This is a genomic window from Microbacterium sp., from assembly GCF_035687345.1.
GTDB lineage: Bacteria > Actinomycetota > Actinomycetes > Actinomycetales > Microbacteriaceae > Microbacterium.
Genome location: NZ_DASRXZ010000052.1, coordinates 1 through 18,769 on the forward strand (window position 1 = coordinate 1; position 18,769 = coordinate 18,769).

Below are 18,769 nucleotides of genomic sequence, written 5' to 3' on the forward strand. Positions count from 1 at the left end.
GTCGCCCTCGGCGACCGGGCCGGGCTGTTCGGCCGGGGCACGAGCGGCGAGGGCTGCGACGCCGCCGATCTGAGCCTCCCCGGAGCGCAGCAGGACCTGCTCGAGGCCGTCATCGGCACGGGTACACCCACGATCGCCACGTTGCTCTCAGGCCGGCCTTACGCCCTCGGCTCCGCGGTCGACCGTGCGGCCGCCATCGTCGCGGCGTTCTTCGCCGGAGAAGAGGGCACGCCCGCGATCGCAGGGGTGCTCTCGGGCCGTGTCAACCCGAGCGGACGCCTGCCGGTGAGCATCCCGGCCGATCCGGGTGCCCAGCCGTCGACCTACCTCGCCGCGCCGCTCGCGCGGAAGACCGGTGTGTCGAACATCGACCCGTCGCCCGCGTTCGCGTTCGGACACGGCCTGGGCTACTCCCCGTTCGTGTGGTCGGATGCCGCGGCATCCGCCTCTGACCTGCCCGTCGACGGCTCTGTGACGGTGTCGATCCACGTCGGCAACGCGGGCGACCGCGACGGCGTCGAGGTCGTGCAGCTCTACCTGCACGATCCCGTGGCATCCGTCGTACGGCCGGTCCAGCGGCTGGTCGCGTACGCGCGCGTGCCGCTCGCCGCAGGGGAGCGGGTGCGCGTGTCGTTCGACGTGCCCGCCGACCTCACCTCCTTCACCGGCGTCGACGGACGCCGCATCGTCGAACCGGGCGACCTCGTGCTGTCGTTCGGACGGTCGAGCTCGGAGCTCGTCGCGTCGCGCACCGTGCGCGTCGTCGGCGAGACCCGGGTCGTCGACCACACCCGCGCCCTGCACGCGACGGTCACGGTGGTGCCCGACGCCTGACCGCCTGCAGTAGGGAGCGCAGGGGCGCGAGCGTTTCACCGCTCGCGCCCCTCTCTACGTGGGGGCGGTGCTGTTGCGAGACGGACGGCTGCCGCGAGAGGGACGGGTGCGAGCGCCGCGGCGTGCGTTCACGAACGCCGCGACACCGACGCCGAACGCGGTGCCCAGCGTGTTCGCCATGACGTCCCACAGGGAGGGGACTCGCGACGGCAGCAGCAGCTGCACGAGCTCGATCCCGGCCGATGTCGCGAGACCGAGGGCGACGACCGCCATGGGTCGCAGCCGAGACGCGGCGAACGGCCAGAGCACGCCGAACGGGACGAAGAGCGCGACGTTCGCGAGGAACTCGAGCAGCGTGTATGCCTGCGCGAAGGTCAGCAGACCGCTGTCCGCCGCGAAGCGGGCGAGCGTGGCGACGATCCCGGTCACCTGCGACGCGTCGGATGCGGGCGCGAAGACGATCCAGCCGAGGGCGACCAGGTAGGCGCACAGCAGAAGGCGGATGATCATCGGGTTGCGGTCCGTCGTGAGGGCGCCCGGGTGGCCGGCCTCGCGCCAGCGTAGCCGCTTCACTATGACGGTGCGGGGGCGCCGCGGGCTCAGGGCCCGCGACGCCCCCGCGTGGGGGATCCGCCGCGTTTACTTCTTCGCGACGACGACGGGTGCCGAGGTGGCCGATACCGGCTCGACCCCGTCGAGGTGCGCGGTCGCGACGACCGACAGCTCCTTGCCGACATGCGCGTTCTTCGGCTTGAAGGTGGCCGACGTGTCCTTCTTGCCGACGGGTTCGCCGTCGACGAGCCACTGGTACGTGAACGTCACGCCCTCGAGCGACCACTCGCCGGGATCGGCGGTGACGTCCTTGCTCTTGGCGACCTTGCCGACGATCGACGGTGCGACGACGTTGATCAGTTCGGGCTCGGGGTCGTCCGCGCTGATGAGGTGAGCCACACCCCAGCGGGCGGTGGTCTGGTAGCCGGTTCCGGTGGGCTCCGCCCAGGTGTGGACCGAGTACCGCGCGCCGTCGCGACCGTCGTTCACCTGGAAGTCGATTCCGTGGAACGTGTCGGGACCGCCGAGCGGCACGTCGCTCTGACCGCCGGACTGGCCGGTCAGGTCGACCGCGAGCTCGACGACGTACCCGCCGTCGACGAGAGCCGTCGCGCTCTCGAGGCGAGCCGCCTGCGCAGCCGCGTCGCCCGTGCCGAACGACTGGCTGTTCTCGACCGTCACGCGGAACTGCGCGTCGTTCGGGCCGTAGGCGCCGCTCTTGCGATTCTCGAGGTCGAGGAACAGCTCGACGCCGTCCTGGTTCCAGGGGTCGCTGTTCGCGACGTCGATGACCGGGTCGGTCACCTCGTACAGCACGTAGAGCACGTCGCCGCGCCACAGCGTGCGCACCGCGGTCTTCGCGCCCTCGGCGCTGCCCTCGACGCGGGTCGCCGTGGTCACGGGATCGACAGCGCTCCACACGTCGTCGATCGTCCCGTCGACGGTGGGTGCGGCATCCGTCTCGGGTACCTCGAGAAGCGACAGCGGCTCGAGGAACGTGAGCGTCCCTGTCGCGCCGGGAGAGTTCCAGCCGCCCGCCACTGTGCCGCCCGCGCCCACGACGCGGACGTCGAACGGAGCCGTCGACCCGCGCGCGACGTCGGCGTGCGGCAGGTGCGCCACGATGAGGTGCTCGTCGCCCACGACCTCGTCGATGCCCGCGACCGAGCCCGCGGCGCCCGGGTCGTAGACGTACTCCTCGCCGCGATACGTGAACTCGACACGCTCGGCATCCACCGCGCTGCGCACGAGCACCGTGAGATGGTCCGCGTTCCAGCGAGTCTGGAAGCCGCCCGCACCGCCGGTGAGGGCGTTCTCGGGCAGGTTGCGCCACTCGACGGCATCCGCGAAGCCGTCCTCGAGCGCGACGTCGCCCTCGAACACGTTCGCCGTGTTGATGAGCGGCGGCACGCCCTCGTCGTCGCCCGCGGCGCCGTAGTACGCGGGCTTCGCCGCGAGCGAGCCGTCGAACAGCAGCGGCTGCTGCGCCGAGCGCCACGAGCGTGTGTCGGTCAGGCCCCACACCGTCACCGAGAACAGCTTCTCGGCGGCGAGGGCGGATGCCTCGTACGCGCGGAACGCGTCGAACGCGTCACGGTAGAAGTGGCCCTGCTTGACGCGGTTCGGCTCGTTCGCCGGGTTGATCGTGACGTCCATCTCGGTGACCGCCTGCAGCAACCCGAAACCGGCGAACCGGTCCAGCGCAGCCTCGAGCGCCGAGATCGGCGTGTTGATCGACACGTGGAACTGGTGGCCCACACCGTCGATCGGCACTCCGGCGTCGAGCAGACGCTCGACGAGCGCCTGGTACTGGTCGCCCTTGAGGTCCTGCTCGGTGTTGTAGTCGTTGATGAACAGCTTCACCGGGCGGTCTGCGGTGGGGTCGGCGTAGACCTCGTTGTACGCCTCGTCGGCGTACTCGAAGGCGAGGTGGATGTACTCCTCGCCGAAGACGCGGTACCACGCGCTCGGGCGGAGGCCGTCGGCGGTGGCCTGGTCGGAGACGACCTCGTTCACCACGTCCCACGCGGTGAGCGGGTTCGTGTCGGACCCGAACAGCCCGTACTCGCTCGAGATCCATTCCGCGATGTCGAAGATGTGCGTGCGCAGGCGGTCGCGCAGGAATTGCTTGTCGGCATCCGAGTCGGTCAGCTCGCGTCCCGTTTCGTCCTGGAAGAACCAGTCGGGCGTCTGCGAGTGCCACAGCAGCACGTGGCCGTACACGCGCAGGTCGTTGTCGCGCGCGTAGTCGAGCAGCGCGGCGGCCTGAGAGTGCGGCGTGAACTGCCGCTCCGCGTCGTACCAGGCCTCGACCTTCATGTGGTTCTCGGCCGTGATCTGGTCGAAGTGGTGCAGGACGAGATCGGATGCGCCGCCGCTCGTCTCACGCTGGTCGATCGCGACGCCGAGGGGGAAGTCGACGGTGTCCTTGAGCGGCGTGAGCGACAGGTCGCCCTGCGCCGGCTCGGGGACCCACACGCTGATCTGGTCGACGAGGAACGTCGAGGTGTTGCCGCTGTTGAAGCGGGCCTCGAAGTACAGTTCGGCGGCCTCGTCGTAGCCGGGGACCGTGAACTGGCCCGAGACGCGCGTCCAGCCGGTCGCCGTCGCATTCTCGATCTGGATGAGGTTCGCGAACGACTGCGATCCGCCGCTGACGGTGCGCATCGAGACCGTCAGACCCTGGCCGAGGTCGGAGCCGGGCGCGAAGCGCACGTACGCCTCGAGTGCGTAGGTCGCCCCGGGCAGCAGCACGTCCTTCACGTCGTGCTGCACGCCGTCGCCCTCGTGCGTGCGGTCTGAGACCTGCACGGCGTGCGAGGTCGCGAGCGCGCCGCCCTCCACGACCGACACCGTGGGGTTCGACGTGTCGGAGCCTTGGCGCGGGACCCAACCGTCGAGCTGTCCGTCGTCGAAGCCCGTGTCGATCAGCACGGTGCCGGGCTCCTGTCCCGGCGGCTGGTTCGGGTCGGTCTCGGATGCCGTGATGAGCACGTCGTCCAGCAGCAGGTCGACTCCCGCCTCGGCGGCTTCGACGTAGAGGATCGCCGCGGGGGTGGCGGGGTCGCTCGTGTAGGTGCCGCTCAGCTGCACCCACGTCGTGCCGTCGACGGTGGCGCGCGAGCCGACCCAGGGGTACTCGTTCGACGCCCCGGGCTGGTTGACGCCGAGGTTCACGCCGATGGGAGCGGCCGCCGCGTCGGCGAGGCGCACCCACGCCGAGATCGAGTACTCGACGCCCTCGTCGAAGAGCGTCGCCACGTCGATCGACGCCCCGCTCCACGTGTTGGCGCGGTCGGTGATCGCGAGGCTGTGCGAGCCGCCGTGGGCGGCGGCATCCGTCTGCGCGATCGTCGCACCGCGACCGGACCACGGCGCCGTGTCCGTCTCGAAGTCGCTCTGCAGCACCGTCACGGGACCGCTCGGCGCGTCGGAGGCGGCGGTGATGAGGATGTCGTCGACGAGATAGGTGTACGGAGCGGCCGGCGACAGATCGCTCGTGCCGATGTAGACGCTCGAGTCGTCGGCGTCGGCCGTGCGGGTGCCGGTGATCGTCGTCCATGACGTCTTGGTGATCGTCGTGTTGCTGCCGTCGGCCCAGTGGAAGCCGTCCTTCACGACGAAGCGAGCGCTCGCCGAGTCGGCGGGTGCGTCGTCGGCGAGGCGCACGCGCGCGCTGAACGTGTACGTCGTGCCTTCCTCCAACAGCGACGCGGGACTCTCGATGCCCACGTAGTCGGCGTCACGGTCGTTGACGCTGAGCACCTGGTTCGCGGCATCGTCGGGGTCGGCCGCGTAGGTCAGGGTGTCGGCACCGCCGCCGCTCTGGGTCCAGCCGCCGAGCGTGCCGTCCTCGAAGTCGACGGACGACACGCCGGTGTCGGCGGCTGTCGCGGCGGGCACCGCGGTCAGGGAGGTGATCAGCATCGCTCCGGCCGCGATCGCGGCGGCGAGGGTCGTGCGGCGTCGTCTCATGGCGCTCCTTTGCGCGAGAGCGGGGGGATTTGTCGTTCTCGCAAACTATTCGACGGTTCGCGGATGCGGCGGGCACCGTTACGCAACTGTTACGAAACTTTGTCGCAAGTTTCGGAGACGTGACGGAGTGAGGGACAGCGACGAGACGAAGGGAGCTCAGCGACCGGCCGGCGGCGCGGCCGTGCTCCCGCGCACGACGAGGTGGGTCGCGAGGTCCATGCGCAGCGTCTCGACGCTCGCACCCTCCGAGAGGCGCAGCACGAGACGCGTCGCCTCCTCGCCCATGCGCCGCAGCGGCTGGTGGATCGTCGTGAGCTGCGGGCTCATCCAGCGCGCGAGCGCGATGTCGTCGTATCCGACGACGGAGAGGTCGTCGGGAACTCGGAGTCCCGCATCCGTCGCGGCCGCGATCGCGCCGAGGGCTTGCAGGTCGCTGCCCGCGAAGATCGCGGTGGGGGCGTCGGGCATCGCGAGCAGCTCGCGTGCATGGCGCTCGCCGCCGCCGGGGTGGAAGTCGCCGAACCGGATCCATTCGGGGTGGATGTCGAGTCCCGCCGCGTTCATCGCCGAGCGGTAGCCGTCGATGCGCGCGAGCGAGCACATCATGTCTTCGGGGCCGGTGATCGCGGCGATGCGCTTGTGGCCGAGTTCGATGAGGTGCCGCGTCGCCATGAGCCCGCCCGTCCAGTTCGCCGAGCCGACCGACGGCACGTCGGGTGACGGGTCGCCGGCGGGGTCGACGATCACGAACGGCACGCCGCGCGAGTGGAGCTTCTCGCGCTGCGGTCCCGAGATCTCCGAGAAGACGAGCACGACGCCGGCCGGACGCCGCCGGAGCACACCGTCGATCCAGTGCGGGTCGGGCGAGTGGCGGTCGCCGCTCACCGTCAGCACGACCGAGAGCCCGGCCGCGTGCGCGACGTCTTCGACGCCCTCGATGACTTCCATCGACCAGCTGCTCTCGAGCTCGTGGAAGACCAGTTCGACGAACTCGCTGCGCTGACTCACCTTGCGCCGCGTGTAGCCGTGGCGGGCGAGATGCTCCTCGAGGCGCGCGCGGGTGGCGGGTGCGACATCGGTGCGACCGTTGAGGACCTTCGACATCGTGGCGAGCGAGACTCCCGCCTCCGCGGCGATCGCGGCGAGGGTGATGCGCTGCTTCTCTGCCATGGGCTCTATTCTGTGCGAAGGGTCTCCGCGCGCGACGGTGCGTGCATCGCATCCGATTGTGCACGACTTTCGGCAAATTTGTCGATACTTTCGCGGTGAGTGGGACGGATGCCGCATCCGCGCCGAATCGCGCCGATTCACGCGCGTCGACGCACGCCTGCGCACGTCGACCGGGGTGCTCTGCTCGCGCGCGATGGAGTGGACGCGGCATCCGGATTGTTATAGGTTGTTAGCCGCAACAATTACCCGCGCCGCGCAAAGGAGCGACATGCCCACCCCCACTCGCGAGGACAAGTTCTCGTTCGGACTCTGGACCGTCGGGTACGCCGGCAACGACCCGTTCGGTGGTCCCACCCGCAAGCCCCTCGACGTCGTGCACGTCGTCGAGACGCTCGCCGAACTCGGCGCTTACGGCCTGACCTTCCACGACGACGACCTGTTCGCCTTCGGCTCGACCGACGCCGAGCGTCAGAAGCAGATCGACCGCCTCAAGGGCGCCCTCGCCGACACGGGCCTCATCGTGCCGATGGCGACGACGAACCTCTTCAGCCACCCCGTCTTCAAGGACGGCGGTCTCACCTCCAACGACCGAGGCGTCCGCCGGTTCGCGCTGCGCAAGCTCATGCGCAACCTCGACCTCGCCGCCGAGCTCGGCGCCAAGACCTACGTCGCGTGGGGTGGCCGCGAGGGTGCTGAGTACGACTCGGTGAAGGACATCCGCGTCGCGCTCGACCGGTACAAGGAGGCGTTCGACTTCCTCGGGCAGTACGTGCTCGACAAGGGCTACGACATCCGCTTCGCGATCGAGCCGAAGCCGAACGAGCCCCGCGGCGACATCCTGCTGCCGACCGTCGGCCACGCGCTCGCGTTCATCAGCGAGCTCGAGCACCCCGAGCTCGTCGGCCTCAACCCCGAGGTCGGGCACGAGCAGATGGCGGGTCTGAACTTCCAGGCCGGCATCGCGCAGGCGCTGTGGCACGGCAAGCTGTTCCACATCGACCTCAACGGCCAGCGCGGCATCAAGTACGACCAGGACCTCGTGTTCGGCCACGGCGACCTGCACAACGCGTTCGCGCTCGTCGACCTGCTCGAGAACGGCGGCCCCAACGGCGGCCCGACGTACGACGGCCCGCGCCACTTCGACTACAAGCCGTCGCGCACCGAGGATGAGGAGGGCGTGTGGGAGTCGGCCAAGGCCAACATGCGCACGTATCTCCTGCTCAAGGAGCGCGCGAAGGCCTTCCGCGCCGACCCCGAGGTGCAGGAGGCGCTCGCCGCGGCCCGCGTGCCCGAGCTCTCCGAGCCCACGCTGAACGAGGGTGAGACCGCCGCCGACCTCGTCGCCGACCGCTCGGCGTTCGAGGACTTCGACCCCGGCGCCTACTTCGACGGCAAGGGCTTCGGCTTCGTGCGCGTGCAGCAGCTGGCGACCGAGCACCTGCTCGGCGCGCGCGGCTGAGCCCGCTTGCCACGGACATCTCCGTCGACCGCGTGACTGCGCGGCCGGCGGAGATGTCCGACTATGGGGCATACGGACTCTGAGAGAGGAACAGCGATGGCGCTCGTGATGGGAGTCGACTCGTCCACCCAGTCGTGCAAGGTCGTGATCACGGATGCGGCGACCGGCGACATCGTGCGGCAGGGCCGCGCGGCGCATCCTGACGGCACGTCGGTGGATCCCGCGGCGTGGTGGACCGCGCTGCAGGAGGCGATCGCCGCCGCCGGCGGTCTCGACGACGTCGAGGCGTGGTCGATCGGCGGCCAGCAGCACGGCATGGTCGCACTCGACGCCGACGGACGCGTCATCCGCGACGCCCTGCTGTGGAACGACACGCGCTCGGCGGGCGCAGCGGCCGACCTCATCGCGGAGTTCGGCGCCGACGACCTCGCACAGCGCACGGGGCTGGTGCCGGTCGCATCCTTCACGATCACGAAGCTGCGGTGGCTGCGCGACCACGAGACCGAGAATGCGTCGCGCGTGGCAGCCGTCGCCCTTCCGCACGACTGGCTCACGTGGCGCCTGCGCGGGTTCGGTCCCGCCGGCGAGTCCGAGCGCGGTCCCGTGCTCGAGGAGCTCGTGACCGACCGGTCCGATGCATCCGGCACCGGCTACTGGGGCGAAGCCCCCGACGGATCGGAGGGGTACGACCGCGACCTGCTCATCGCGGCACTGGGTCACGATGCCGTCCTGCCGCACGTGCTGGGCCCCGTCGAGTGGGTGACGGATGCCGCGGGCCGTCGCGTCGGGCCCGGTGCCGGCGACAACGCCGGTGCGGCTCTCGGGCTCGGAGCCGGTCCGGGCGACGTCGTCGTGTCGATCGGCACGAGCGGAACGGTCTTCGCGGTGAGCGAGAAGCGCGTCGTCGACCCCTCGGGCACGGTCGCGGGCTTCGCCGACGCCGACGGACGGTTCCTCCCGCTCGTGGCGACCCTCAACGCCGCGCGCGTGCTCGACGCGATCGCGCGCCTGCTGGGCGTCGACCACGCCGAGCTGTCACGCCTCGCACTCACCGCGGAGCCGGGGGCGGGCGGGCTCACGCTCGTGCCGTACTTCGAAGGCGAGCGCACGCCGAACCTTCCGGATGCCACGGCCTCCCTCACGGGCATGACGCTGGCCTCCACGACGCGCGAGAACCTCGCCCGCGCCGCCGTCGAGGGCATGCTGTCGGGCCTCGCGGCGGGCCTCGACGCCCTGCGAGGCCTCGATGTTCCGCTCGAGCGAGCACTCCTCATCGGGGGCGGCGCCCAGTCCGAGGCCGTGCGCGAGATCGCGCCGCTCGTGCTGGGGATCCCGGTCGAGGTGCCCGCACCGGGGGAGTACGTCGCGCTCGGCGCCGCGCGCCAGGCGGCGCGGGTGTTCTCCGCATAGGTCGCCGCCGCGGGCCGCCGAGGACTCACCGCGCAGCGTTCCCGCGGTAGGAGATGGGCGCGGCGCAGGACGATCGCAGGGCCTCGCGTCCTACGCCCGCACCATCTCCTACGCACGCGATACCGCCGTGAGGGGTGCTCATGCGGCGCCCACCCCGTAAGAATGGGCGGATGCCGACCGATTCCGCCCGCGACGGCGACGACGAGCTCGACGCCGTCGCCGCCGAGCTCTACGCGCTGCCGCCCGACCAGTTCACGGCCGCGCGGAACGCGCGGGCCGGGGCATCCGATCGTTCCCTCGCGGCGCGCATCAAGAAGCTCCCCAAGCCGACGGTCGCCGCGTGGGCGGTGGATCTCCTCGCGCGCGACGGGCAGCTCGCCGACGCGCTCGACCTCGCGGCGGCGCTTCGTGAGGCACAGGAGGACCTCGACGGCGCCGAGCTCGCGCGCCTCGGCAAGCAGCGCCGGCAGCTCGTGTCGGCGCTCGCGGCGCAGGCGGTGAGCCTCGCGAAGGACGCGGGCGTCACGATCAGCGCCGCCGCGCGCGAAGACGTCGAGAAGACGATCAACGCCGCGGTCATGGACGCAGCCGCCGCGGCGGCCGTCATGACGGGACGCCTCGTCAAGCCGCTCGAGGCCGGGGACTTCGAGCCCGGGGAGCTCGCGGATGCCGTCGGAGGCTCCGTCCCGGGTGCGATCGCGCCGCCGCCGCGCGACGACCTCGCCGAGCGCCGCGCGCGCAAGGCGGCCGAGAAGGTCGCGCGAGAGGCGGAACGCGCCGTCAACGAAGCCGAGCGCGAGTTCGCGCAGATTGAGGCGCGACGTACCAAGACGCAGGAGCGCCTCGACCACGTGCGCGAGCGCATCGACGACCTGCGCCGCGACCTCGAACGCCTCGAGGACGAGGAGCGCACCGCGAGCGAGCAGCTCGACGCGCTCGACGAGGAGCACCGCGCCGCGGCCTCCCGCGTGCGGGCGGCGGTCGACGCCTCGGAGCGCGCGATGCGTGCGCTCGACGAGCTCTAGGCTGTCGCCGCCGACACGGCCCGTGTCGCCCTGCGGTCGCTGAGCCCGTCCCTCCGGTCGCCGACCCTGTCCCTCCGGTCGCTGAGCCTGTCGAAGCGTCGCCCACCGAGGACCGCCCCTTCGACGAACTCAGGGACCGAGGCTCAAGCTACGCTGATCGCGTGTGGCTGGAGACCGCGGTCATCCTGATCCCGCTGCTCGCGGTGCTCGCGCCGTTGCTCGCCCGAGCACTGGGACGATGGGTGCGCGTGCCCGTGGTCGTGTTCGAGCTCGTGCTCGGCATCATCGTCGGACCGGCTGTGCTCGGCTGGGGCGCTGCGTCCGACGTCGTCGAGATCTTCGCGAACCTCGGACTCGCGATGCTGTTCTTCGTCGCGGGCACCGAGATCGACTTCACGGCGTTCCGCGGGCGCCTCGGCCGCCGGGCTGTCGGTGGATGGCTCATCAGCCTCGTGCTCGGGGTCGGCCTGGGGTTCGCGTTCTTCCCGACCGAGGCCGCGATCGTGGTCGGCATCGCCCTGTGCTCGACGGCCCTCGGAACGATCGTGCCCATCCTGCGCGACGCGTCGGAGCTGCGCACGCCGTTCGGCCGTGCGGTCTCGGTGATCGGCGCCGTCGGCGAGTTCGCGCCGCTCATCGCGATCTCGGTCTTCCTCGGAAGCCGCGATCCGGGGCCCGCGACGATCGTGCTCGCCCTCTTCGGGGCCGTCGCCGCGACCGGCATCTGGCTCGCGTTCCGGATCCCGCGCGGCGCGATGCACCGCTTCGTGAACGCGACTCTGCACACGTCCGGGCAGTTCGCGATCCGCGTCGTGCTGCTCATCATCGGCGCGCTCGTCGCGCTCAGTCTCGCGCTGGACCTCGACATGCTCCTCGGGGCGTTCACCGCCGGCGTCATCTGGCGCCTGCTCATGCGCGACGCATCCGAGCCGGAGCGCCGGGCGGTCGAGAGCAAGGTCGAGGGCGTCGCCTTCGGATTCCTCATCCCGCTGTTCTTCGTCTACACGGGCATCACGTTCGATCTGCAGTCGCTCCTGGACCGTCCGGTGCTGTTCCTGTACGTGCCGCTCGTGATGGTCGCCCTGCTCATCGTGCGCGGGCTGCCGTCGACCCTCGCCGCGCCCGAGGGATCGCACGTGCGCGACCGCGCCGCGATCGGCCTGCTGGGTGCGACGGGGCTCCCGATCATCGTGGCGGTCACCTCGATCGGCGTCGACGAGGAGATCATCAGCCCCGCCGTGCAGGCCGTCCTCGTCGCGGGCGGCATGCTGTCGGTGCTCGTGTTCCCGCTCGTCGCGATGACGCTGCGCGGTCGCACGGTTGAGGAGCCGGACACCCTGCAGGACGATCGCGCGTGACGCGCGCGAGGCGAGACGGATGCCGCATCCGCCACCCCCACGCCTTTAGCCTGATTGCGTGACCCGTCTGCGCGAGCTCCTCGGCGCCGCGCGCTCGCGCCTGGCCGATGCGCCTCGCGAAGCCGTGGGCGAGTTGGTGCAGCCGCGACGGATCTTCGGCATCGCGCGGGCTCCGCGGATCGTCCCGCACGGTGAGGCGTGGCACCTCGGCGTCTTGCTGCTCACGCCCGACGCGGTGCTCGCGACGGGTGAGGTCGTGCGGTCCCGCGTCCCCGCGCGGCGCGGCTACACGGCCGAGAATCAGCGGCGCCGCGCCGAGCTCGCGGAGGCCGCCCACCGCGGTGGATACCCTGAGGGCGCGACCGTGCACGTCGGGTGGACGGAGCTCGACGTCGACGCGGTCGAGCGGGGCGAGGCATCCGGTCCGCTGTCACTCGTCGACGGCGAGCCCATGGTGCGCTGGAGTGCCGCGGCCGCGCCGCAGCCCCTCGCCGCCTATCTCGATGAGCGCGTCGAGCTGCTTCGGCATCCGCCCGAAGGAGCGTGACTCGCGACGTCAGGCGCCCGCGTTGCGGACGTCGGCGGCCCGCATGAACGCGGCGCCGGCGAGCGAGGCGATGAGGACGACCGCCGCGACGATCACCGCGGTGATGCCGATCGCCGTGCTGTGCGGCTCGCCCGCGAGGCGGCCGACCGCGATCCAGGAGAGGCCCCACGAGATCGCGAGAGCGGGCGCGACGCGCCAGCCGCCCGCGCCGGCGATGCCGAGCGCGATGATCCCGACCAGCACGAGCATGACGATGCCCCACACGTCGGCCGCCAGCTCCCACTCGGGCGGCCCGATCTGGGTGAGCCACGCGGCGGTGTTCGCCACCGTCGCGACCGTCACCCAGCCGAAGTGCAGCCCCGAGACGCCGTCGATGAGCAGCGCGTCGAGCCAGCCGTCGGTCGTCGTCGCGACCGCCCGCTGGAACCAGATCGCGAGCACGACGAGAAGCCCGACGATCGCGAGCACCGTGCCCACGAGCGATCCGAACCGCGCGACAACCAGCCACAGTCCGTTGAGCACCATCGAGCCGGCGATGAGCCAGCCGAGCGCGCGCTGGCGCGGGTTCGCCCGCTGCGACGGCAGCGCCTGCCAGATCGTGTACGCGGCGAGGCCGACGTAGATCACCGACCAGATCGAGAACGCGGGACCGGCCGGGGCGAGGTACGAGCCTTCGGCGCTCAGGGCGCCGTCCTGCAACTCGTCGACGGAGGGTCCGCCGAAGACGCCGCTGTTGACGACGGAGGCGATCAGCATGAAGCACAGTGCGGAGATGACGGCCACTTGCCGCACGACATCGCCCGCCGTCCCCGTCGTGCGCCGGTCTGAGAGCACAGATTCGCGCATGGTCATACTCCGACGCTATGTCGCGGACCTCCGCCGGACACCGGGGTTGACAGACGCTACGAAACCGGGGCCGCGGGTGCGAAGCGGCGCGCGAAGGCCCTCAGTGCACGACCCGGCTCGGTGACGGATGCCGCGAGCACGCGGCTCGCGATGACGTCGTAGTCGTTCGCCGCGAAGTACCCGTCGTCGCGGTACACGGCCATGCGCTCGGTGAACGCCTGCGTCGTCGGCTCGGGGTGGAACTGCGTCGCCCACAGGCGGTCTCCGACGCGGTAGGCCTGGACGGGGCATCCGATGTTCGTCGCCAGCAGGACCGCGCCGTCGGGCAGTCGCCCCGTCCCCTCCTTGTGCGCCGTGAGCGCCGTGAAGCGGTGGGCGAGCTCGCCGAAGAGCGGATCGCGCCGCCCATCGGCGGTGACGTTGACGACCGTCGGCCCGGTGTCTTCGGGGAACGCGCGGCTGACCTCGCCGCCGAGCATCCGCGTCACGATGCCGATGCCGTAGCACGTGAAGAATGCGGAGACGCCCTCGTCGGCCCCTTCCGCCGCCCATGCGGCGATGCGCTCGAGGTCGGCCTCGAGTCGGCGTTGAGCATCGGTCTTCGTCGACTCGGGGTCGGACACGTTGAAGGGACTCCCGCCGACGACGAATCCCCGCCAGCGCTCCGCCGCGTCGGGCGGAAGCTGCTCGTGCACGAGGTCGAGGTGGTCGAGCTCGGAGGGCTCCAGGCGCATCGCCTGCCGGAACGATTCGTACTCCGCTTCCGCCGCACCTTTCTGCGGGCGCACGCAGACATACAGGACGGGGGCGGCCATGGCGCGATTCTAGGTGCGGGCGGGGAAGGGCGCGACCGAGGATCGCCTGTGAAACCTCGCATGCCGGTGTATCAGCCGCGGACTATCGCGCTCCCCTCGGGTGTGGACACAATGGGCGCTATGACCCACGCTGAGGCGGCGGCATCCTCGGATGCCGCCGAACCGGCGCGCTGGCAGCGCGCCGCCGCGCTGTTCGTCGCCTGGCGCGACGGCGACGCGCGAGCCATGGACGACCTCGTACGCCTCCTCACGCCGTTGCTGTGGCACGTCGTGCGGGCGTACGGACTCGACCGGTCGCTCGCGGAGGACGTCGTCCAGACGACGTGGCTGACGCTCGTGCGTCGGCACGAGTCCATCGCCGACCCGCTCGCGGTGTCGGGATGGCTCACCACGACGGCACGGCGCGAAGCGTGGCGTGTCGGCAAGCAGCACCGGCGCGCCGACGCGACCGAGGCCGAGAACCTCGAGCCGCTCCTGCCCGTCCACGATTCCGCCGAGGATGTCGCCGCGGCCGACGACGAGAGTCGCCGGCTGTGGCTGACCGTTGCGCAGCTCGACGAGCGCTGTCAGCGACTGCTGCGCATCGTGGCGTTCGAGGAACGCCCCGACTATGCGCGGATCGCCCAGGACATGTCGATGCCGATCGGATCGATCGGCCCGACGCGCCAGCGATGCCTCGGCAAGCTCCGAACGCTTCTGCAGAGCGACGGTTGGGGAGAGGACCGAGATGCACGATGAAGACTTCGCCGCGGACGCGGCGCTTTTCGCGCGAATGCGCGCGATGTGGAGTGCGGTCGACCCCGTGCCGGCCGACCTCGTCGATCGGATGGTGGCCGCCGTCGCCGTCGAGGACCTGTCACGCGAGTACGCCCTGCTGACGCTGGTCGAGTCGGAGACCGCCGCGGTGCGCGGCGAGAGCGACACCGCGACGCTTCAGTTCAGCGACGGCACGACGAGCGTCCTGCTGCACGTGACCGCGACGGAGGAGGGCCTGCGGCGCATCGACGGATGGACGGATGCCGACGCCCTCGCGATCCGGCTGACGCAGGAAGGGCACGAGTGGCCGGCGGATGCCGGCGAGCGCGGGCGCTTCGCCTTCGAGGGCGTGACGCCGGGGGTGTCGCGACTGCGGCTCGTGGTGCGCTCCGACGAGGGCATGAAGGACTTCCAGACGCCTCAGTTCGAGGTGTGACGCTTGGTCGACGCGGAGTACGTGCGGACGCAGCTGCTCGTGACGCGGCCCGACCGGTTCGCGTCGATCGTCGACGCGCTGCGGGAGTCGGCCGACGAGCTCGGGTGGGATGTCGTGCCGGAGAGCCTCGGCGGGAGGCCGGTCGACCCGACCGAGGTGGAACGCGAGACGCGCGTGCGGGGCGGGGTGCATCCGGTTCGCCCGCATGTCGTCCGGCTCGTCGCCCGGGACGACCACTCGGGCGCGCTGGTCGACGCCGCGCGGTTGCTGCGGCGCGCGAGGGGCCGTCATGAGGACCTTGTGGGCGTCGAGCTCGACCGCATCGCGACACCGGATGCGTGACCGGCGGGGGCCGGTGTATCAGCGTCGCCCTTTCGCCCTCCCGGTACCCGTGGGCACAATGGGCGCGGCCTCGCGGATGATGCGTGGCCGCGCGTCAGGGGAAGACACGACGATTGGGGAACGACACCATGCCTGAGAAGCCGGTACGCACGTGGCGCGAGCGGGAAGCCGCCGACGAGCCGAGGGGAGTGCCGCTCGACCCGACGCTCGAGCCCGTGCCGGGGGTCCGCGCCTTCGGCTCGGTGTACGCGCCGGGCTACCTGCTCATCTCGGGCGAGAAGGACGAACCGGAGCGGCTGCTGCGCGAAGCGGGTGCCGCGCTCGGGTGGGATGTGAACGTCGAACCCGTGCCGGGTCAGCGGAAGGCGCACGAGCCGCTGTCGCGTGCTGTGATCTTCCAGTCACCGCGCGAGGACCGCGATGACGAGCCGGTGCCGCCGATCGACGCGTGGCGCCTGCTGCAGCGCGCGCGGCTACTCGCGACGAACGGGCGCGACCGGCGCGACCGAGCGCTCGATGCCGCGCGGTCGGCCGCGCCCAAGGAGCGCGCACGGCGGTCCCGCCGGAAAGACGGGTACGTCCCGAAGAAGGACGACCCGCTCCGGCGCGTCGGGCTCGATCACGTGCTCACGGTCGACCCCGCGGGCGTGAATCCCTTCTCGAAGACGAATCCGTTCTCGAAGACGAACCCGTTCTCGAAGACGAATCCGTTCTCGAGGACCAACCCGTTCTCGAAGACCAACCCCGCGGGGCTGGAGGGCTACGCCTTCCCCGGGTCGGGCGGCCTCGAGATGGCCTCGTACGTCGGCCCCGCGCCGACGCGCGTCCTCGAGATCGAAGACGGTGGCCGGCGGCCCGTGGTCGCGATCGTCGACACCGGGTGCGGCGAGCACGAGTGGCTGCCTCCGCGTCGCGACGAGACGAATCCCCCGCCCGAGCGCGACATCGTGCGGCGCCGCGTGTCCTCCGCCGCGAGCGAGGGGGTCATCGGGATCGACGACGAATCGACGAACCCGGAGATCCACGGCGATCTCAGCGGGCCGCGCGACGGCTTCATCGACGGGGCATCCGGCCACGGCACGTTCGTCGCGGGGATCGTCCGCCAGGTCGCGCCCGAGGCAGACCTCGTGACGATCCGGGTGGCCGACAGCAACGGCACGGTCCTCGAGTCGGAGCTCATCCGGGCGCTCGAAGAGCTGATCGACTGGATGAAGGAGGACGGCGACAACGGCGTGCAGCACGTCGACGTGCTCAACCTGTCGCTCGGCTACTACCACGAGACGCCCGAGGACGGTGCGTTCAGTACGAGGCTCTACGAGATCCTCGCGGAGCTGCGCGGCCTCGGGTGCGCGGTCGTGTGCTCGGCCGGCAACGACGCGACCGACCGGCCCACCTTCCCGGCAGCGCTCTACAACTGGGGCGATCCCGATATCACCCTCCCTGAGGCGGGAAAGCTCGCACCGCATGTCGCGATCGGCGCACTCAACCCCAATCTGTCGTCCGTCGCGCTCTACAGCAACATCGGCGAATGGGTGACGGCGTTCGCGCCGGGAACGTCGGTGCTGAGCACCCTCCCGCAGGAGATCCAGGGTGGCGTACAGCCCGGGTCGCGACTCGACTTGTACGGGCGCCGACGCGAGACGATCGATCCCGACGACTTCACCGGCGGGTTCGCCATCTGGAGCGGGACGTCGTTCGCGGCGCCGTACGTCGCGGGGCTCATCGCGCGTGAGCTCTCGCCGGTGCTCATGGGCGGCACGGCGGGCGGCGTCGACGTGACGGATGCCGCGACGAAGGCCGCGCTGAAGTTCGTGGAGAAGCTCGACCGGTCGGTCATCGGGTAGCGAGTAGCCCGTCGGGCGGCGACCCCGCCATCATTGCAGGGTGCCCACCGACGCCGAGAGCCTCTACCAGCGCGGGGTCGACCTCGCGAACATGGGGCGCCACGACGATGCGCGCGCCGTGCTGGCCGAGGCGGCGGTGCGCGCGGAAGCGCTCGGCGACAACGATCTGCGCGCACGGATCGCCGGGACGACCGGCTACCTGATCGCCCAGCACTCGAGTGCGGACGAGGGCGAGCGGGTGTGCCTCGACGCGCTCGCCCTGCCGGGCCTGTCGACCGAGTCGATCGCGATCCTGCACGGGCAGCTCGGCACCATCGACATGCACCGCGGCCGGCACGAGAGCGCCGTGCGCTGGCTCTCGAGGGCGATCGAGGGGCTCGCCGACAGTCCTGTGCGCGCCGCGAACATGCGCATGAACCGCAGCATCGTCGAGATGACGCGGGGCGACCTCGAAGCGGCCGAGAGCGACGTGCTCGAGGCCGAGCGGATCTATCGCGAGGCCGGCCTCGCGTTCGACGCCGATCAGGCGGCGCATAACCGCGGATACCTCCGCATGCTCGCGGGCGACCTCGTCACCGCCCTCAAGATCATGCAGAGCGTGCGGGGGGCGCTCGGCGACGTGTCGGAGCTGTCCGCCGCGATCATCGAGCTGGATCGGGCCGAGGTGCTCCGCGAAGCGGGGCTCACGACCGAAGCGGAGCGCCTCCTGGAGAAGGTCGCGCAGGAGTTCGGTCGCCTCGGCGTCACGCAGGACCGCGCCGAGGCCGAGTACCAGCTCGCGCGCTCGCTCCTCTCGCACTCGCCCGCGAGAGCGGCACGCGTGAGCGCGGCAGCGCGCCGGCGCTTCCGTGCGCTCGGCGCGGACGGGTGGGCGACCCGAGCGGCGGCGCTCGGGCTTCGCGCGCGGCTCGCGGTGCAGACGATCGATCGTTCCGGGCTCGCCGCGCAACGGCCGGGCCGACTGCCCTCGGCATCCGACGTGGAGAAGCTCGCGACCGCGCTCGAACAGCTCGGCCATCGCAACGACGCGATCGTCCTCCGTCTCACGCACCTGCTAGCCCGGCTTCGCACGGGAGCCGATCCGCGCTCCATCCAGACACCGCGACTGCCGCGCACTGCGTCGCTCGAAGCAGCCCTGCTCGCCGACGAGGTGCGGGCCGAGCGCGCGAGCCGACTCGGTCGCGAGGCGGAAGCCCGGCGGTACGCCGCACGCGCGATCGAACGCCTCGAAGGCGCCGAACGATCCGGCGGAAGCCTCGAGCTCACGGCGTCGAGCTCGCTGCAGGGCAACGGCCCGCTGTCGGTCGGCCTCGCCTCCGCCGTCCGGTCTGGGCGCCCCGAGACGGTGTTCGAGTGGTCGGAGCGCGCGCGGCACGTGACGCAGGCGATCCTCCCCGTCC

Annotated in this window: 15 protein-coding genes and 1 pseudogene; 11 read left to right on the plus strand and 5 right to left on the minus strand. The window is 71.3% G+C overall.

Annotated features, from left to right (window positions below):
• A partial coding sequence (locus VFF97_RS06330) for a glycoside hydrolase family 3 C-terminal domain-containing protein (protein WP_325032645.1) occupies positions 1-834 on the plus strand: 834 nt, incomplete at its 5' end.
• Between the two features lie 54 nt (positions 835-888).
• Here VFF97_RS06330 and VFF97_RS06335 read toward each other — a convergent pair.
• From VFF97_RS06335 to VFF97_RS06345, 3 genes are all read right to left on the minus strand, one after another.
• A complete protein-coding gene (locus VFF97_RS06335; protein WP_325032646.1) occupies positions 889-1,407 on the minus strand; it encodes a VanZ family protein in 519 nt (172 codons plus the stop codon).
• Between the two features lie 66 nt (positions 1,408-1,473).
• A complete protein-coding gene (locus tag VFF97_RS06340; RefSeq protein ID WP_325032647.1) occupies positions 1,474-5,361 on the minus strand; it encodes an endo-1,4-beta-xylanase in 3,888 nt (1,295 codons plus the stop codon).
• Positions 5,362-5,517: 156 nt separating this feature from the next.
• Positions 5,518-6,531: a LacI family DNA-binding transcriptional regulator gene (locus VFF97_RS06345; RefSeq protein ID WP_325032648.1), complete on the minus strand. Its 1,014-nt coding sequence runs from the start codon at positions 6,529-6,531 to the stop codon at positions 5,518-5,520.
• A 268-nt stretch (positions 6,532-6,799) separates the two neighbouring features.
• Here VFF97_RS06345 and xylA point away from each other — a divergent pair, with 268 nt between their 5' ends.
• The 5 genes from xylA to VFF97_RS06370 all read left to right on the plus strand — a co-directional run bounded on the left by xylA (position 6,800) and on the right by VFF97_RS06370 (position 12,330).
• Complete coding sequence (xylA, locus tag VFF97_RS06350) at positions 6,800-7,990, plus strand: xylose isomerase (RefSeq protein ID WP_325032649.1); 1,191 nt, start codon at positions 6,800-6,802, stop codon at positions 7,988-7,990.
• Between the two features lie 96 nt (positions 7,991-8,086).
• Positions 8,087-9,400 (plus strand): xylulokinase, encoded by a 1,314-nt coding sequence (locus VFF97_RS06355; protein WP_325032650.1) that lies wholly within the window; start codon positions 8,087-8,089, stop codon positions 9,398-9,400.
• A gap of 170 nt (positions 9,401-9,570) precedes the next feature.
• The gene (locus VFF97_RS06360) at positions 9,571-10,425 is read left to right on the plus strand and encodes a transposase (protein ID WP_325032651.1); all 855 of its coding nucleotides are present in this window, start codon (positions 9,571-9,573) and stop codon (positions 10,423-10,425) included.
• Positions 10,426-10,586: 161 nt separating this feature from the next.
• On the plus strand, positions 10,587-11,783 hold the full coding sequence (locus VFF97_RS06365) for a cation:proton antiporter (protein WP_325032652.1): 1,197 nt from the start codon (positions 10,587-10,589) through the stop codon (positions 11,781-11,783).
• A gap of 58 nt (positions 11,784-11,841) precedes the next feature.
• Positions 11,842-12,330: a glutaminase gene (locus VFF97_RS06370; protein WP_325032653.1), complete on the plus strand. Its 489-nt coding sequence runs from the start codon at positions 11,842-11,844 to the stop codon at positions 12,328-12,330.
• Between the two features lie 9 nt (positions 12,331-12,339).
• Here VFF97_RS06370 and VFF97_RS06375 read toward each other — a convergent pair whose 3' ends face one another.
• Positions 12,340-13,182 (minus strand): TspO/MBR family protein, encoded by an 843-nt coding sequence (locus tag VFF97_RS06375; RefSeq protein WP_325032654.1) that lies wholly within the window; start codon positions 13,180-13,182, stop codon positions 12,340-12,342.
• 50 nt (positions 13,183-13,232) lie between these two features.
• Entirely contained in the window at positions 13,233-13,991 is a 759-nt protein-coding gene (locus VFF97_RS06380; protein WP_325032655.1) for a glutamine amidotransferase-related protein, read from the minus strand.
• 120 nt (positions 13,992-14,111) lie between these two features.
• Between VFF97_RS06380 and VFF97_RS06385 the strand changes: the two genes are divergently transcribed.
• The 5 genes and pseudogenes from VFF97_RS06385 to VFF97_RS06405 form a co-directional block, all read left to right on the plus strand.
• Complete coding sequence (locus VFF97_RS06385; protein WP_325032656.1) at positions 14,112-14,729, plus strand: sigma-70 family RNA polymerase sigma factor; 618 nt, start codon at positions 14,112-14,114, stop codon at positions 14,727-14,729.
• On the plus strand, positions 14,719-15,183 hold the full coding sequence (locus tag VFF97_RS06390) for a hypothetical protein (RefSeq protein WP_325032657.1): 465 nt from the start codon (positions 14,719-14,721) through the stop codon (positions 15,181-15,183). Before VFF97_RS06385 ends, VFF97_RS06390 begins: the two co-directional genes overlap by 11 nt.
• A 3-nt stretch (positions 15,184-15,186) precedes the next feature.
• On the plus strand, positions 15,187-15,525 hold the full coding sequence (locus VFF97_RS06395) for a hypothetical protein (protein WP_325032658.1): 339 nt from the start codon (positions 15,187-15,189) through the stop codon (positions 15,523-15,525).
• Between the two features lie 128 nt (positions 15,526-15,653).
• Positions 15,654-17,369, plus strand: a complete 1,716-nt coding sequence (locus tag VFF97_RS06400; RefSeq protein WP_325032659.1) for a S8/S53 family peptidase — start codon at positions 15,654-15,656, stop codon at positions 17,367-17,369.
• 40 nt (positions 17,370-17,409) lie between these two features.
• Positions 17,410-18,769: pseudogene (locus VFF97_RS06405) on the plus strand (hypothetical protein); the annotation flags it as partial.

Excerpts from the sequence above, each read along its gene's own strand:
- VFF97_RS06360 (WP_325032651.1), top strand. The coding sequence starts at position 9,571 with ATGCCGACCGATTCCGCCCGCGACGGCGACGACGAGCTCGACGCCGTC.
- VFF97_RS06380 (WP_325032655.1), bottom strand. The coding sequence starts at position 13,991 with ATGGCCGCCCCCGTCCTGTATGTCTGCGTGCGCCCGCAGAAAGGTGCG.
- VFF97_RS06340 (WP_325032647.1), bottom strand. The coding sequence starts at position 5,361 with ATGAGACGACGCCGCACGACCCTCGCCGCCGCGATCGCGGCCGGAGCG.
- VFF97_RS06375 (WP_325032654.1), bottom strand. The coding sequence starts at position 13,182 with ATGACCATGCGCGAATCTGTGCTCTCAGACCGGCGCACGACGGGGACG.
- xylA (WP_325032649.1), top strand. The coding sequence starts at position 6,800 with ATGCCCACCCCCACTCGCGAGGACAAGTTCTCGTTCGGACTCTGGACC.
- VFF97_RS06385 (WP_325032656.1), top strand. The coding sequence starts at position 14,112 with ATGACCCACGCTGAGGCGGCGGCATCCTCGGATGCCGCCGAACCGGCG.
- VFF97_RS06400 (WP_325032659.1), top strand. The coding sequence starts at position 15,654 with ATGCCTGAGAAGCCGGTACGCACGTGGCGCGAGCGGGAAGCCGCCGAC.
- VFF97_RS06355 (WP_325032650.1), top strand. The coding sequence starts at position 8,087 with ATGGCGCTCGTGATGGGAGTCGACTCGTCCACCCAGTCGTGCAAGGTC.
- VFF97_RS06390 (WP_325032657.1), top strand. The coding sequence starts at position 14,719 with ATGCACGATGAAGACTTCGCCGCGGACGCGGCGCTTTTCGCGCGAATG.
- VFF97_RS06345 (WP_325032648.1), bottom strand. The coding sequence starts at position 6,531 with ATGGCAGAGAAGCAGCGCATCACCCTCGCCGCGATCGCCGCGGAGGCG.